Source organism: Pseudomonas sp. JBR1 (genome assembly GCF_028198185.1).
GTDB classification, from domain to species: domain Bacteria; phylum Pseudomonadota; class Gammaproteobacteria; order Pseudomonadales; family Pseudomonadaceae; genus Chryseomonas; species Chryseomonas oryzihabitans_E.
In genome coordinates, this window is sequence record NZ_CP116340.1 from 2,403,785 (window position 1) to 2,418,589 (window position 14,805).

Consider the following 14,805-nt stretch of genomic DNA (forward strand, 5'->3'; position numbering starts at 1 on the left):
AATGGCACTTTGCGACTTAACCACGGGCAACCTCCAGACAGGCGTCGACGACGGCACGGGTCGCATCGGGTTTGGCCAGGGCACGGCTGCTAGCGGCCATGTCGGCAAGACGTTCGGGATGCATCAGGACCTCGGTAAGCTGCGCGGCGAGATCCGCCGGGCGGGTGGAATGTTGGGGCAGCACCACACCGGCACCGGCACGTTCCAGGAAGCGGGCGTTGCTGGTCTGGTGGTCGTCGATGGCGTGAGGCAGCGGAATCAGCAGCGCCGGCAGGCCGGTGGCCGTCAGCTCGGCGACGGTCAGGGCGCCGGCCCGGCAGATCACCAGATCGGCCCAGGCATAGGCAGCGGCCATGTCGGCGATGAAGGGCTGGACATCGGCCTCCACCGCGGCATTGGCATAACGCTCGGCGGTCACCTCGGCATGCTGGCGGCCGGCCTGGTGGCGCACATTGGGCCACAGACCAGCAGGCAACTGGGCCAGGGCCTCGGGCAACAGCTTGTTGAGCGGCTCGGCGCCCAGGCTGCCGCCCAGCACCAGCAGGTTGGCGGCGCGCTCTTCCAGTGGTGCGCGGGTCACCGGGGCGAAGAGCTCGGCGCGCACCGGATTGCCGGTAGACAGGCGCTTGGCGGAGGCCGGGAAGGTATCGGTGAAGCCTTCGCACACGCGCGCGGCTAAGGGCACCAGCAGGCGATTGGCGGTGCCGGCATGGGCGTTCTGTTCGTGAATCACCAGCGGAATATTGCACAGCTTGGCTGCCAGGCCACCGGGACCGGTGACAAAGCCGCCCAGGCCCAGTACGCAGATCGGCTTGAGCCGGCGCATGAGACCTATGGCCTGCATCAGGGCGCCGCTGAGTTGCAGAGGCGCCTTCACCAAGGAGCGCATGCCCTTGCCGCGCAGACCGGTGACTGGAATGTGGTGCAAGGTAATGCCGGCCTTGGGCACCACATCGTTTTCGATACCGCGCGGGGTACCCAGCCAGTGGACAGTATAGCCGCGGGCTTCGAACTCGCGGGCGCAGGCCAGCGCCGGGAAGACGTGCCCGCCGGTGCCACCCGCCATGATGAGGACATTAGCGGACATCAGCGAAATCCTCCTCGGTGAATTCCACATCCTCGGTATCCGCGAGCGTTCGCCGTTCCCACTCGATGCGCAGCAACAGCCCCATGCTCACGCAGCAGATCACCAGGGAACTGCCGCCATAGCTGAGGAAAGGCAATGTCAGGCCCTTGGTCGGCAGCAGGCCGACGTTCACCCCGATGTTGATCAGAAACTGACCGATCCAGAGCATCGACAGACCATAGGCCACATAGGCCGAGAAGAACTGCTTGGACTGCTCGGCCCAGTGGCCGATGAACAGGCCACGGACGCAGACGAAGAGGAACAGGCCGACGGTGGCCATGGCGCCGATCAGCCCCAGCTCTTCGGCCAGCACGGCGAAGAGGAAGTCGGTGTGGGCTTCGGGCAGATAGAACTGCTTCTGGATGCTGTTGCCCAGGCCCAGACCGGTCCAGCCGCCGCGACCGAAGGCGATCAGCGCTTGGGTCAGCTGGTAGCCGGAACCGAACTGGTCGGCCCAGGGATCGGTAAAGGTGATCAGGCGCTGCATCCGGTAGGACTGGGTCTGCACCAGGACGAACACCGCCAGTACCGCCAGGGCGACCATCAGCATGAAGCGGAACAGGCCGACACCGCCGAGGAACAGCATGGCGCCGGCGGCACCCATCATCACCACGGTAGCGCCGAAGTCGGGCTCGCGCAGCAGCAGCATGGCCATCGGCAGGAGCACGATGAAGGGCTTGAAGAAGCCGGCCCAGGTATGGCGCACCTCGTGCTGACGGCGCACCAGGTAACCCGATAGATAGAGCACCACGAAGACCTTGGCGATCTCCGAGGGCTGCACGTTGAAGATGCCGAAGCCGATCCAGCGCAACGAGCCGTTCACCTCGCGACCGATGCCGGGCACCAGAACCGCAACCAGCAGCAGGAAGGCGATGATCAGCAGCGGAAAGCCGAAGCGCTGCCAGGTGGCCATGGGGATCAGCATCACCACGCCGCAGGCAACGAAGCCGATGGCCAGGTAGACCAGGTGGCGATACATGAAATACAGCGGATTGCCGGATTGAGCCGCGGCGACCTCGGACGAAGCCGAGGTCACCATCACCAGGCCAAGGCCGAGCAGTAGCAGGCAGCCAGCCAGCAGCGGGAAGTCCAGGTCGATGCCGTGGCGGCTGGCCAGCGGCGAGGGATAGGGACGCAGCAGGCTGAGAATCATGACAAGCCCTCCACGGCCTGGGCGAACAGCCGTCCGCGTTCCTCGAAGTTGCGGAACATGTCGAGACTGGCACAGGCCGGCGACAGCAGCACGGCATCGCCTGGCTGGGCCAGGCTGCGGCTTTCGCGTACGGCTTCCTCCAGCGTAGCGACGTGCACCTGCTTGACCGCTGGCGGCAGTATCTCGGCGATCCGCGCGGCATCGCGTCCCAGCAGTACCACGGCGCGGCAATGGCGACCGATGGGTTCGCGCAGGGCGCTGAAGTCGGCGCCCTTGCCATCGCCACCGGCGATCAGTACCAGTTGGCCGGCGATGTCGTCGCCCAGGCCTTCGACGGCCGCCAGGGCAGCGCCGACATTGGTCGCCTTGGAATCGTTGTAGTAGCTGACGCCTGCGACCTCACCCACCCACTGGCAGCGGTGCTCCAGACCAGGGAAGGCACGCAGCGCCTCCAGCATGGGCGCCAGCGGCAAGCCGGCGGCCTGACCGAGCGCCAGCGCGGCCAGCGCATTGCTGTGATTGTGAGTGCCACGGATCTTGAGCTCCTCGACATCCAGCAGGTTGTCGAAGGCCAGCGCCAGATAGCGGCGCCCCTCCTCCTCGCGAATGCCGAAGGCACGAAAATCCGGACGCCCCAGGCCAAAGGTCAGGCAGGGCACGCCCTCGCCGATCAGTGGCCGCGACAGCGCATCGTCGCGATTGACCACCACCTGGCGGGCGCCCCGGAAGATGCGGTGCTTGGCCTGGTGATAGGCCGGCATGCCGGTGTAGCGATCCATGTGGTCTTCGCTGAGGTTGAGCACCGTGGCCACCTCGGCGTCCAGCCGCTCGCAGGTCTCCAGCTGGAAGCTCGACAGTTCCAGCACATAGAGCTCGACGTCATCGGCCAGCAGATCCAGTGCCGGAGTGCCCAGGTTGCCACCCACGGCAACGCGCTTGCCGGCGCGCCGGGCCATGTCACCGACCAGGGTGGTGACAGTGCTTTTGGCGTTGGAACCGGTGATGGCAACGAGGGGCGCGCGGGCATGGCGCACGAAGAGATCGATGTCGCCGGACAGCCGCACACCACGGGCAGCGGCCTGTTGCAGGGCAGGCGTTTCCAGCGCCAGGCCTGGACTCACATAGAGCTCGGCAGCCCGGGCGAGGAAGTCGACGTCCAGCTCACCGCAGCGCACCTCGATCCCGGGGTACTGGGTTCTCAGGGTCTCCAGTTCCGGCGGCTGTTCCCGCGTGTCGGCCACGGCAAAGGGCACGCCCCGGCGCGCGAGAAAGCGCACCAGCGACATGCCACTCTTGCCGAGGCCGACGACGATACGGAACTGGTCGGAAGCGATGAGCACTGCGGTTACCTCAGTTTCAGGGTGGCGAGACCGAACAGCACCAGGATCACGGTGATGATCCAGAAGCGCACGATGACCCGCGGTTCGGGCCAGCCCTTCAATTCGAAATGGTGGTGGATCGGCGCCATGCGGAAGACGCGCTTGCCGGTCAGCTTGAAGGAGGCGACCTGGATGACCACGGAGAGGGTCTCCATGACGAAGACGCCGCCCATGATGAACAGCACCACTTCCTGACGGACAATCACGGCGATGGTGCCGAGGGCAGCGCCCAGTGCCAGGGCACCGACGTCACCCATGAAGACCATGGCCGGATAGGTGTTGAACCAGAGAAAGCCCAGGCCCGCCCCGATCAGGGCGCCGCAGAAGACGATCAACTCGCCGGAGCCTTCCACATAGGGAATCAGCAGGTAGTCGGCGAATTTCACGTTCCCCGACAGGTAGCAAAAGATACCCAGGGCGCCGCCGACCATTACGGTGGGCATGATCGCCAGGCCATCGAGACCGTCGGTGAGGTTGACCGCGTTGCTGGAGCCGACGATGACGAAGTAGGTCAGCACAACGAAGAAAATCCCCAGCGGGATTTCGATGTTCTTCAGCAGGGGCAGGATCAGCGTGGTTTCGATGGGCGCCTTGGCCGTGACATAGAGGAAGATTGCCGCCCCCAGGCCGAACACCGATTGCCAGAAGTACTTCCAGCGGCTTGGCAGACCCCGGGAGTTCTTTTCGATCACCTTGCGATAGTCATCGACCCAGCCAATGGCGCCGAACAGGAAGGTCACGGCCAGCACGGTCCAGACATAACGATTGTGCAGGTCGGCCCACAGCAGGGTGCTGATGCCGATGGTGGTCAGGATCAGGGCACCGCCCATGGTGGGGGTGCCGGATTTGGACAGGTGCGACTGGGGGCCATCGTTGCGTACGGCCTGGCCGATTTGACGGATCTGCAGGGTGCGGATCATCCAGGGGCCGAGCCACAACGACAGCATCAGGGCGGTCAGGACGCCCAGAATGCCGCGCAGGCTGAGGTATTGGAAGACAGCGAAGCCCTTGTAGAATTGTTGCAGGAACTCCGCCAACAGCAGCAGCATCAGTGTTTCTCCTCGGTGTTGATAGCGCAGAGCGCGGCGACGACCTTGTCCATCGCGGCGCTGCGGGATCCCTTGATCAGCAGGGTGGTTCCGGCCCGGTCCTCGTCCGCCAGGGCCTCGATCAATTGTTCGCGATCGGCGAAATGCCGGGCCTCGACGCCATAGGCGCGGGCCGCATGGGCCATCGAAGGACCGACGCTATAGAAGGTGTCCACCTTGCCGCGGGCATGCTCGCCCACCTCGCGATGGCCCTGTTCGGTCCATTCGCCCAACTCGGCGATATCGCCCAGGACCACCACGCGACGACCCGGCAAGGCCGCCAGCAAGTCGATCCCGGCTTTCACCGAAGCGGGGTTGGCGTTGTAGCTGTCGTCGATGACCTGTGCGCCGCGCTGGCTGGTGCGGGTCAGGGTGCGTCCCTGGACCGGTGCCGCAGCGGCAAGGCCACGGGCAACGATGGTCAGGTCCAGGCCGAGGCTGAGCGCTGCAGCGGCAGCGGCCAGCGCATTGCCGACGTTGTGGGCACCCAGCATCTGCAGGGTGATGCGCGCGTCGTCTTGCGCAGTGTGCAGGATGAAGCTCGGACGACCCTGGCTATCCAGGCTCACCTCGGTGGCGCGGACGTCGGCGCGGGCATCCAGGCCGAAGGAAAGGATCTTGCGACCGGCCGCGCGGCGCTGCCAGGTTTCGAACGCCGCGTCGTCACGGTTGAGCACCACGGTGCCCGCCTCGCCCACGCCTTCGATGATCTCGCCCTTGGCTTCGACGATGCGGTCGACACCGCCGAATTCGCCCACATGGGCCTGGCCGGCGTTGGTAATGATAACGACATCCGGGCGTGTCAGGCTCACGGTATAGGCAATGTCCCCCACATGGGAGGCGCCCAATTCGATGACGCCAAAGGCGTGCTCGGCAGCGAGTTGCAGCAAGGTCAGGGGCGCGCCCAGATCGTTGTTCAGATTGCCCTGGGTAGCCAGGGTGGCACCTTGCTGACGCAGGATGGCGGCGAGCAGTTCCTTGACCGTGGTCTTGCCACTGGAGCCCGTCACGGCGGCAACCTGACCCTGGAACAGGTCGCGATTGAAGGCACCCAGGCGACCCAGCGCCAAGCGGGTATCGGCCACCACCAACTGGGGTAGATGGACCTCGGGCACGGCCCGCTCCACCAGGGCTGCCGCAGCGCCCTGGGCGGCCACGTCGGCCAGATAGGCATGACCATCGAAGCGTGGCCCGGCCAGGGCGACGAACAGCTGCCCGGCCACGGCCTTGCGACTGTCGGTGCCAACGCCGTCGAACAGGGCATCGGCGCCCAGCAGATTGCCGGTCAAGGCCTCGGCCACTTCGGTAAGGGTGAAGGATCTAAGCATGCTGTCGCTCCCAGGCGGTCAGGGCCCGCTCGGCCTGGTCGAGATCGGAAAAGGGATGCCGGACCCCAGCGATTTCCTGGTAGGGCTCATGGCCCTTGCCGGCCAGCAGGACGATGTCGTGCGGATTCGCCTCGGCGATCGCCTGGGCGATGGCCGCCTCGCGACGCCCGGCGAAGCGCACCTGATGGGGCTGCTGGAAGCCCGCACGGATGTCGGCGACGATGGCGGTGGGATCTTCAGTACGCGGATTGTCGTCGGTCACTACCACCTGATCGGCCAGCCGCTCAGCCAGCGCGGCCATTTCCGGTCGCTTGCCACGATCGCGGTCGCCGCCGCAGCCGAACACGCAGATCAGTCGGCCCGAGCTACTGACATGGGGCCGCAGCGCGGTGAGTACCTTGTCCAAGGCATCGGGAGTGTGGGCGTAGTCCACCACCACCAACGGCCGCCCAGCGCCACCCAGGCGCTGCATGCGCCCGGCAGGCCCCTGCAGCTGCGGCAGGATGGCGAGGATATCGGCCAGTGGATGACCCAGGCCCAGCAAGCCACCGATGGCGGCCAGCAGGTTGCTCAGGTTGAAGCGCCCGATCAACTGACTGCGCAATTCGCCCGTGCCCTGGGCGGTGACCAGACGTGCCCGTACACCGTGATCGTCGAATCGTGGATCCTGGCAATAGAGGCTGGCAGCCGGATCACTCAGGCTGTAGGTCAGGGTCGTGGCCGAGCTGGCGCGACTCGCCAGCTCGCGCCCGAAGGCGTCGTCCAGATTGAGGACGCGGGTGCCAAGCGCCGGCCAGGCGAACAACTGGGCCTTGGCTTCGCCATAGGCTTCCATGGTGCCGTGGAAATCGAGGTGGTCGCGGGTCAGATTGGTGAAGACCGCGACCTTGAAGGCCAGGGCGGCCACGCGCCCTTGAGCCAGGCCATGGGACGAGACTTCCATGGCGACGGTGGAAGCGCCCCCCTCGGCCAGCTCGGCCAGGGTCGCCTGCAACTTGAGGGCATCCGGGGTGGTGTGGCGGCCTTCAGCGAGAGCGCCATAGAAGCCGTTGCCCAGGGTACCGACGATACCGCAGCGCTGACCGAGCAGGTCACAGGCCTGGGCGATCAGCTGGCTGACACTGGTCTTGCCATTGGTGCCGGTCACGCCAACCAGGGCCAGGCGCTGACTGGGTTCACCATGGAAGCGCCCGGCGATGGCGGACAGCTGCTCGGCAAGGCCCTCGATGGCTATCATCGGGATATCCAGGGCCGGGAGCGCCGGAGCGTCTTTCGCCTCATAGGCGATGGCGGCAGCCCCCTGCTCGCCGGCGGCCGCGACATGAGCGCGGCCATCGCTATGGGCACCGGGAATGGCCAGGAACAGAACGCCTGGGCGGACTTCACGGCTGTCCAGGGCCAATCCAGCGATCTCGACGACGGGACAGCTGACGGCCAGCAACTCGGGCAGTAGGCGGCTCATCGGTCACGCTCCCCTACCAGCAGGGGCTTGGCCGCGGCCTGGGCCTGCTGTACCGGCAGCGGCTGGAGGTTGTCCGGCTGGATGTTCATCAGGCGCAGGGCACCGGACATCACGCGACTGAATACCGGAGCCGAGACCACGCCACCGTAGTAGCCACCCTTGCTCGGGCGATCTATCACCACCACTGCTGCCAGGCGCGGATTGCTGGTGGGGCCGAAACCGGCGAACAGCGAGCGATAGGAATTCTCGGCATAGCCGCGGGTACCGGTGCTGGTCTTGCGCGCGGTACCGCTCTTGCCGGCGACGTGATAGCCAGGCACCTGGGCACGGAAGGCCCCACCGGGCGCTTCCACGACCTGTTGCAGCATGCCTTGCAGGGTCTTGGCAACGCGCGCGTCCACTGCCTGATCGCTGTCCGGCGCCTTGTCCAGACGCACCATGGACAGGGGCACCGAGCGACCGTCGTTGGCCAGCACCGAATAGGCATGGGCCAGCTGCACAGCGGTCACCGCCAGGCCGTAACCATAGGACAGGGTCGCCGTCTCGGCCGGACGCCAGGTGCGATGGTTGGGCAGGTTGCCGACCCGCTCGCCGGGGAAGCCCAGACCGGTGTCCTGGCCCAGCCCCACGGCGCGCATGGCGTTGTAGATGTTCTCACCGCCGACGTCGAAGGCGATCTTGCTCATGCCGACGTTGCTGGACTTGATGAGGATGCCGGTCAGGTCCAGGGCGCCATCGCTGTGGGAGACGTCCTTGATGGTGTAGCGACCGATCTGCAGCGAGCCGGGATAGACATTGACCTTGTCACTAGGCTTCCAGCGACCGCTGGCCAGCGCCGCGGTCATGGAGATCGGCTTCATCACCGAGCCGGGTTCCATGACGTCGATCATCGCCCGGTTGCGCATGGCAGCCGGTTCGAGCGTGCGTCTGTTGTTGGGGTTGTAGGTGGGCATGTTGACCATGGCCAGGACCTCACCGGTCTTGACGTCGACGATGGTCAGGCTGCCCGCCTCGGCTTCGAACTGGGTCAAGGCATTGCGCAGCTCGCGGGCGGCGAGATACTGCAGGCGCAGGTCGATGGACAACGCCAAGGTGTTGCCCGGCTTCGCGTTCTTGGCCACCTGCACGTCCCGAATCAGGCGACCACGGCGATCCTTGACCACCTGCCGACGGCCCGGCACGCCCGACAGCCATTCGTTGAAGGCCAGCTCGATGCCTTCACGTCCGTGATCGTCTATGTCGGTGAAGCCGACCACGTGGGCTGCCACCTCGCCAGCCGGATAGAAACGGCGAAATTCCTCGATGTCGTAGACCCCAGGAATCTTGTGCGCCTTGACCTGCGTCATCACCGCCTCGCCCTGCTCGGGCGTCAGGCCTCGGGCCAGGTAGAGGAATTCCTTGCTGGCGTTCTGCTCTATGCGCTTGGCCAGATCCGCACGGGGCTGGCCAACGGCGTCGGCCAGGATCGCCCAGCGATCTTCAGCGCCGAGCAACTCCTTGGGATTGATCCACAGGGTGGTGACCGGCGTGCTGACCGCCAGAGGTTCACCATTGCGATCGGTGATCAGGCCGCGATGCGCTGGAATGGGAATGGTGCGGACACTGCGTGCGTCGCCCTGGCCCTTGAGGAAGGCCCGGTCGATCACGTGCAGATCGACGATGCGCCAGATGATGGTGCCGACCATGACCAGCAACAGCCCGATAATGAGGCTGAAGCGCCAGGGCAGGCGCGCGACCAGGCCTTTCACGGATTGACCATCCGGATTTCGGTCGGGTCGGGGATACGCATTTGCAGTTGGCCGCTGGCCAGGGCCTCGACCCGGCTGTGGGCGGTCCAGGTGCTCTGCTCCAGCAGCAGCCGACCGTACTCGGCCTGGGCCTTGTCGCGGATGGCCATCTCGCCATAGAGGGTGTTGAGCAGCTGGCGATTCCAGTGGGCACTGTAGGCCACGGCCACCGCCGAGAGCAGCACGCCCACGAAAAGCACCAGCATGACGCTGCTGCCCAGGGGCAGCTTCTTCACGAAGAGGCGGCTCATTTCAGTTTCTCGGCGACGCGCATCACGGCGCTGCGGGCCCGGGGGTTCGCCGCCAGCTCGCCTTCGCCGGCATAGACCGGCTTGCCGAGCAGGCGCAGCGAGGGCTCGAACACGGTTGCCCGGATGGGCAGGTCGCGCGGCAACTGGTCGGCCTCGCCCTTGGCCAGCCGGCGCATGAACTGTTTGACGATACGGTCTTCGAGGGAGTGGAAGCTGATCACCACCAGCCGACCACCTACGGCCAGTTGCTCGTAGGCCGCCTGCAGCCCCTGCTCCAGGTCGCTCAGTTCGCGATTGATGTAGATGCGCAGCCCCTGGAAGGCACGGGTGGCGGGATGTTTGCCCTTTTCCCAGGCCGGATTGGCCTCGGTGAGCACCTTGGCCAGATCGCCGGTGCGCTCGAAGGGCTGGACTTCGCGACGCTGCACCACGGCGCGCGCCATGCGCTTGGCGAAGCGCTCTTCGCCGAATTCCTTGAACACCTGGGCGATGTCGGCCTCGGAGGCGCTGGCGATCCAGGCTGCGGCGCTCTGGCCCCGACTCGGGTCCATGCGCATGTCCAGCGGACCGTCCTGCATGAAGCTGAAGCCGCGCTCGGGATCGTCGAGCTGTGGCGAGGACACGCCCAGATCCAGCAGCACACCATCGACCTGGCCGGACCAGCCACGACTGACGAGTTCATCGCCCAGTTCGGCGAAGCTGCGCTGGACGATCTCGAAGCGCGAATCCTCGACAGCCAGGGCCTGGCCGGCAGCGATCGCCTGCGGGTCCTTGTCGAACCCCAGCAACCGCCCTTCCTCACCCAGCAGGCGCAGCACGGCCCGGCTGTGTCCGCCGCGGCCAAAGGTGCCGTCCAGATAACGACCGGCAGGCTGGATCGCCAATGCCTGTACGGCCTCGTCCAGGAGAACGGAGACGTGGTGGAAGACTGGGTTCATGGTCACAGGATCAAATCGCGCATTTCATCCGGCATACCGCCGGGTTCCTTAATTGCCTGCAGATCCGCGTCGCACACGGCACTCCAGGCATCCTCATCCCATAACTGGAACTTGTTCAGCTGCCCGACCAGCATCACGCGCCGGTCGAGCTTGGCGTATTCACGCAGGCGCGGCGGTACCAGGAAGCGGCCACTGCCGTCGAGTTCCAGATCCACCGCATTGCCGATCAGCAAGCGCTGTAGGCGACGAGTCTCCTCCCGTAGCGAGGGCAACTGCCGCAGCTTGCTTTCGATGATTTCCCATTCAGGTAGCGGATAGACGCAAAGGCAGGGGTCGACAGCATCGATCGTCACGATGAGCTGGCCGGCACAACGCTCCAGCAGCTCGTCACGATACCGACTCGGCATCGCGGCGCGCCCCTTGGCGTCGAGACTGATGGCGTTCGCTCCCCGGAACAATTTCGCGTCCTCTAATAGGCTGTCCTTGCCATTAAATCCCACTTCGCCCCACTTCGTACCACCGGCCGCCACTATATTGAGGAGGGCCGCTTTCAGTCAAGGTAAGCGAGGGGGTTCCCAGGCCGTGTGGGACGCGGATTTCAAGCAAATTGCACCTGGTCACGACCAGGACGGACGACATTGATTTCCGACAAACGGAAATCAAGTCAATTGATTGGCTCAATTGATTAAAGTGATTTGTGAAGAAGGGGTCACAGACCCGGGCGCAGCGGCCCGAGAGGGAGGGGGTGCGAGAGCCGACCTGTAAGCCGGGTTCTGTCGAGAACAGTCATTCCTCTGGGACAACCATCGCTGATTGCCTCTAGCGACCTACCCGAATCCAGCGCGGGCCACGCCTATGGATTCCTATTTGGTCTTGCTCCAGGTGGGGTTTACCTAGCCACGAACTGTTGCCAGCCGTGCGGTGCGCTCTTACCGCACCTTTTCACCCTTACCGGCGCTTGCGCGCTTAGGCGGTTATTTTCTGTGGCACTTTCCGTAGGCTCACGCCTCCCAGGCGTTACCTGGCACCTCGCCCTATGGAGCCCGGACTTTCCTCCCTCGCAACCCTTGCGGGTCACGACAGCGACTGCCCGGTCGGCTCTCGCGGCGCAAGGGTATAGAGACTGGTGCCGGATAACAAGGAAAGATGCCCACAAAATCCCGCTTACTCGGCCTTGCGTTCCAGCGCCAGCTGATAGAGCAGGTTCTTGCGCGCACCGGTGATTTGCGCTGCCAGGGCGGCAGCGCGCTTGACCGGTAGCTCGGCCAACAACAGATCCAGGATGCGCAGGGTCTCGGCATCGACTTCGGCGTCTTCCGGCGCCGTCCAGCCAGCCACCAGCAGCACGCACTCGCCACGCTGTTGATCCAGATCCGCGCGGATCCAGGCCTGCAGCTCCCCGGCGGGCAGGCCGCGCAAGGTCTCGAACGTCTTGGTCAGTTCGCGTCCGAGCACGACGTGGCGATCAGGTCCGAAGATGGTCACCAGGTCGGCCACGCAATCGTCGAGGCGATGGGGCGCCTCGTAGAAGATGAGCGTTCGCGGGTCCTCGCGCAACGCCGCCAGCCGCCCCTGACGACCCACCGCCTTGGCTGGCAGGAAGCCTTCGAAGCTGAAGCGATCCGAGGGCAGACCGGCCGCCGAGAGCGCGGCGATCAGGGCGCAGGCCCCGGGAATCGGCGAGACCCTGATCCCCTGGGCGCGCGCCGCCCGCACCAGGTGAAAGCCCGGGTCGGAGATCAGCGGCGTGCCCGCATCGGAAATCAGGGCGACGTCCTCCCCCGCCAGCAGCCGGGTGATGAAGCGCCCCCCCGCATCCCTTTCATTGTGATCGTGGCAGGCCGCAAGAGGCGTCTCGATGCCGAAATGGCGCAGCAGGCGCGCCGAATGACGGGTGTCTTCGGCGGCGATCAGGGCCACATCGCGCAGGACCTTGAGGGCGCGGGCGGTGATGTCGTCCAGGTTGCCGATGGGCGTGGCAACCACATAAAGAGTACCCGGCGAAATCATGATGAAACCTGACAGACTGGAAATAGCCCAACAGTGTACGCCGCTCTCGCCCTCGGCGTTCGCAGCGCCTGGGTGCTGTGAGACAATCGCCCCCTTTCCAGACAATTGCTCAGGAACCACCGCATGAAGTTCCGCCTGCGTCCGCTGCTCTGCGCCACCGCCTTCGCCCTGCTCGCCGCCTGTAGCAGCACGCCCACCACGAGCAGTCTCGGGGCGCTGCCTGAGCCCAGCCAGGCCAGCATCGAACAACTGCTGAACCAGGCTGGCGCCAGCCAGTCCGAGCAGGCGAACCTGTTGCGCCTGACCGCGGCCGACAAGGCCTATGCCCAGCAGAACACCCGCGAAGCGCGCCAGATTCTGGGCTCCATCAATCTGGAAGGGCTCAAGCCGGCGCAGCAGATGTTCGCCCAGACCCTGCTGGCCCAACTTGACCTGCTCGACAAGCAGCCGGCCCAGGCGCTCAAGCGCTTCGACCACCCGAGCTTCGCGCAACTGGGCGAGCTGCCGGCGCAGCAGCAGATCCGCAGCGGCCTGACCAAGGCCGATGCCCAGGCCGCCAATGGCCAGCCGCTCGCCGCCGCCCAGGAACGCATTTTCATTGGCCCGCTGCTCGAAGGCGACGCGGCCCATGACAACCGCGAGCAGATCTGGCAACTGGTGACCAGCCTGCCGGATGCGCAACTGCGCCAGAGCGTCAAGGATGCCGACCTCAATGGCTGGTTGGCCCTAGCTGCCATTACCCGTGGCAACCTGGCGCTGGATCAGCAGCTCGCCGCCATCGAGGAATGGCAGAAACAGCATCCGAGCCATCCCGCCGCGCGACAGCTGCCTGACGACTTGGAGCGCCTGAAAACCCTGGCGCGCGAGCCGCTCAATCGTGTCGCCCTGCTGCTGCCCCTGCAGGGCCAACTCGCGGGTGTCTCTCGTGCGCTGCAGGACGGCTTTATGGCCGCCCGCTACGAAGCCTTGGCCGCCGGCCAGGCCGCGCCGGCCGTGACCGTCTATGACAGCACCCAGATGGGCTCGCTGGACGCCTTCTACCGCCAGGCCCAGGCTGCCGGTATCCAGCTGGTGGTCGGTCCGCTGGAAAAGAATCTGGTCAAGCAGCTGAGCGACCGGCCGCAACTGCCGCTCAACACCCTGGCACTGAATTATGGTGACAGCCAGGGCGCCCAGCCGCCGCAACTCTTCCAGTTCGGCCTGGCCGCCGAGGACGAGGCTCGCGAAGCCGCGCGCCGTGCCTGGGCCGACGGCAAGCGCAGTGCCGGCGCCATGGTGCCCCAGGGCGAATGGGGTGCCCGCGTGCTGGCCGCCTTCCAGAACGAGTGGCAGCAACTCGGGGGTCGCCTGGTCGCCGCCGAACGTATCGGCCAGCCCGTGGAAATCGCCAATCGCATCACCAGCCTCCTGCAGATGCGCCAGGGCATGGATTTCATCTTCCTCGCCTCGACGCCGGCCCAGGCTCGCCAGATCAAGCCGATCCTGGTCTACCAGAACGCCCGCGATCTGCCGGTGTATGCCACCTCCAATCTCAACAGCGGGGTCAACGAGCCCGGCGTCAACCAGGACCTGAACGGCATCCTGTTCTGCGAAACCCCCTGGCTGCTCGATCCGAGCAACCCGCTGCGCGCCAAGATCACTGCCCAGTGGCCCCAGGCCGGCAGCAGCATTGGTCGGCTCTATGCCATGGGCGCCGACGCCTACCTGCTGGCCCTGCATCTGCAGCAGCTCAAGGCGCTGCCCAACTCCGAATTGCCCGGCCTGTCCGGCAACCTGAGCGTGGCGGCTGATCAGCGCGTGGTGCGCCACCTGCCCTGGGCGGAATTCCGCAACGGCGTGGCCCAGCCGCTGCCGGCCAACAATGCGCCGCTGCCGGCCACCAGCGTACCGCCGTCGCTCAGCACGCCGTGAAGCAGGCCCCGCACCTCCAGCGCGGTCAGCAAGGCGAAGACCGCGCCCTGCAGTTCCTGCAGACGCGCGGATTGCGCCTGATCGCCCGCAACTGGCGCTGGCGCGGTGGTGAGCTCGATCTGGTCATGCTTGACGGCGATACAGTAGTATTCGTCGAGGTACGCGCCCGTCGGCACACCGCCTGGGGCGGCGCCGCGGAAAGCATAGATGCCCGCAAGCGGCAGCGACTGGTCAACAGCGCTGCCCTCTTTCTGCAATCCGAAGCGCGCTGGGCCAAGCGGCCCTGCCGTTTCGACGTGATCGCGATCGGCCCCGGGGCCGACGCATCCCCTCAGGCACTCGAATGGATCACCCAAGCCTTCGAGGCCTGAG

General features: G+C 65.8%; 13 protein-coding genes and 1 other RNA gene. 2 read left to right on the forward strand and 12 right to left on the reverse strand.

All coding sequences use genetic code 11. From position 1 onward, the window contains the following. Positions 1–16 precede the first annotated feature (16 nt). The 12 genes from murG to rsmI all read right to left on the reverse strand — a co-directional run bounded on the left by murG (position 17) and on the right by rsmI (position 12,522). Entirely contained in the window at positions 17–1,087 is a 1,071-nt protein-coding gene (gene murG / locus PJ259_RS11145; protein WP_271655779.1) for an undecaprenyldiphospho-muramoylpentapeptide beta-N-acetylglucosaminyltransferase, read from the reverse strand. After that, a complete protein-coding gene (gene ftsW / locus PJ259_RS11150; RefSeq protein WP_156429007.1) occupies positions 1,077–2,276 on the reverse strand; it encodes a putative lipid II flippase FtsW in 1,200 nt (399 codons plus the stop codon). The genes murG and ftsW overlap by 11 nt, the downstream gene beginning before the upstream one ends. Further along, positions 2,276–3,619: a UDP-N-acetylmuramoyl-L-alanine--D-glutamate ligase gene (murD, locus tag PJ259_RS11155; RefSeq protein WP_271655780.1), complete on the reverse strand. Its 1,344-nt coding sequence runs from the start codon at positions 3,617–3,619 to the stop codon at positions 2,276–2,278. The genes ftsW and murD overlap by 1 nt, the downstream gene beginning before the upstream one ends. A 5-nt stretch (positions 3,620–3,624) precedes the next feature. Continuing rightward, positions 3,625–4,707, reverse strand: a complete 1,083-nt coding sequence (gene mraY, locus PJ259_RS11160) for a phospho-N-acetylmuramoyl-pentapeptide-transferase (protein ID WP_059315971.1) — start codon at positions 4,705–4,707, stop codon at positions 3,625–3,627. After that, positions 4,707–6,074, reverse strand: a complete 1,368-nt coding sequence (locus PJ259_RS11165; RefSeq protein WP_271655781.1) for a UDP-N-acetylmuramoyl-tripeptide--D-alanyl-D-alanine ligase — start codon at positions 6,072–6,074, stop codon at positions 4,707–4,709. Before PJ259_RS11165 ends, mraY begins: the two co-directional genes overlap by 1 nt. Next, positions 6,067–7,536, reverse strand: a complete 1,470-nt coding sequence (locus PJ259_RS11170) for a UDP-N-acetylmuramoyl-L-alanyl-D-glutamate--2,6-diaminopimelate ligase (RefSeq protein WP_271655782.1) — start codon at positions 7,534–7,536, stop codon at positions 6,067–6,069. Before PJ259_RS11170 ends, PJ259_RS11165 begins: the two co-directional genes overlap by 8 nt. Continuing rightward, the gene (locus tag PJ259_RS11175; protein WP_420480522.1) at positions 7,533–9,221 is read right to left on the reverse strand and encodes a peptidoglycan D,D-transpeptidase FtsI family protein; all 1,689 of its coding nucleotides are present in this window, start codon (positions 9,219–9,221) and stop codon (positions 7,533–7,535) included. The genes PJ259_RS11170 and PJ259_RS11175 overlap by 4 nt, the downstream gene beginning before the upstream one ends. A 59-nt stretch (positions 9,222–9,280) precedes the next feature. Further along, the gene (gene ftsL / locus PJ259_RS11180) at positions 9,281–9,574 is read right to left on the reverse strand and encodes a cell division protein FtsL (protein ID WP_059315975.1); all 294 of its coding nucleotides are present in this window, start codon (positions 9,572–9,574) and stop codon (positions 9,281–9,283) included. Beyond that, complete coding sequence (gene rsmH / locus PJ259_RS11185; protein WP_271655783.1) at positions 9,571–10,512, reverse strand: 16S rRNA (cytosine(1402)-N(4))-methyltransferase RsmH; 942 nt, start codon at positions 10,510–10,512, stop codon at positions 9,571–9,573. Before rsmH ends, ftsL begins: the two co-directional genes overlap by 4 nt. A 2-nt stretch (positions 10,513–10,514) precedes the next feature. Continuing rightward, the gene (gene mraZ / locus PJ259_RS11190) at positions 10,515–10,970 is read right to left on the reverse strand and encodes a division/cell wall cluster transcriptional repressor MraZ (RefSeq protein WP_059315977.1); all 456 of its coding nucleotides are present in this window, start codon (positions 10,968–10,970) and stop codon (positions 10,515–10,517) included. A gap of 288 nt (positions 10,971–11,258) precedes the next feature. Continuing rightward, positions 11,259–11,614: RNase P RNA component class A (rnpB, locus tag PJ259_RS11195), an RNA gene on the reverse strand. A 62-nt stretch (positions 11,615–11,676) separates the two neighbouring features. Continuing rightward, the gene (gene rsmI / locus PJ259_RS11200; RefSeq protein ID WP_059315978.1) at positions 11,677–12,522 is read right to left on the reverse strand and encodes a 16S rRNA (cytidine(1402)-2'-O)-methyltransferase; all 846 of its coding nucleotides are present in this window, start codon (positions 12,520–12,522) and stop codon (positions 11,677–11,679) included. Positions 12,523–12,645: 123 nt separating this feature from the next. Between rsmI and PJ259_RS11205 the strand changes: the two genes are divergently transcribed. Next, entirely contained in the window at positions 12,646–14,433 is a 1,788-nt protein-coding gene (locus PJ259_RS11205) for a penicillin-binding protein activator (protein ID WP_271655784.1), read from the forward strand. Then, positions 14,430–14,804: a YraN family protein gene (locus PJ259_RS11210; protein ID WP_059315980.1), complete on the forward strand. Its 375-nt coding sequence runs from the start codon at positions 14,430–14,432 to the stop codon at positions 14,802–14,804. The genes PJ259_RS11205 and PJ259_RS11210 overlap by 4 nt, the downstream gene beginning before the upstream one ends. Position 14,805: the final 1 nt, after the last annotated feature.

Excerpts from the sequence above, each read along its gene's own strand:
- murG (WP_271655779.1), bottom strand. The coding sequence starts at position 1,087 with ATGTCCGCTAATGTCCTCATCATGGCGGGTGGCACCGGCGGGCACGTC.
- mraY (WP_059315971.1), bottom strand. The coding sequence starts at position 4,707 with ATGCTGCTGCTGTTGGCGGAGTTCCTGCAACAATTCTACAAGGGCTTC.
- PJ259_RS11165 (WP_271655781.1), bottom strand. The coding sequence starts at position 6,074 with ATGCTTAGATCCTTCACCCTTACCGAAGTGGCCGAGGCCTTGACCGGC.
- PJ259_RS11170 (WP_271655782.1), bottom strand. The coding sequence starts at position 7,536 with ATGAGCCGCCTACTGCCCGAGTTGCTGGCCGTCAGCTGTCCCGTCGTC.
- PJ259_RS11175 (WP_420480522.1), bottom strand. The coding sequence starts at position 9,221 with ATGGTCGGCACCATCATCTGGCGCATCGTCGATCTGCACGTGATCGAC.
- ftsL (WP_059315975.1), bottom strand. The coding sequence starts at position 9,574 with ATGAGCCGCCTCTTCGTGAAGAAGCTGCCCCTGGGCAGCAGCGTCATG.
- rsmH (WP_271655783.1), bottom strand. The coding sequence starts at position 10,512 with ATGAACCCAGTCTTCCACCACGTCTCCGTTCTCCTGGACGAGGCCGTA.
- rsmI (WP_059315978.1), bottom strand. The coding sequence starts at position 12,522 with ATGATTTCGCCGGGTACTCTTTATGTGGTTGCCACGCCCATCGGCAAC.
- PJ259_RS11205 (WP_271655784.1), top strand. The coding sequence starts at position 12,646 with ATGAAGTTCCGCCTGCGTCCGCTGCTCTGCGCCACCGCCTTCGCCCTG.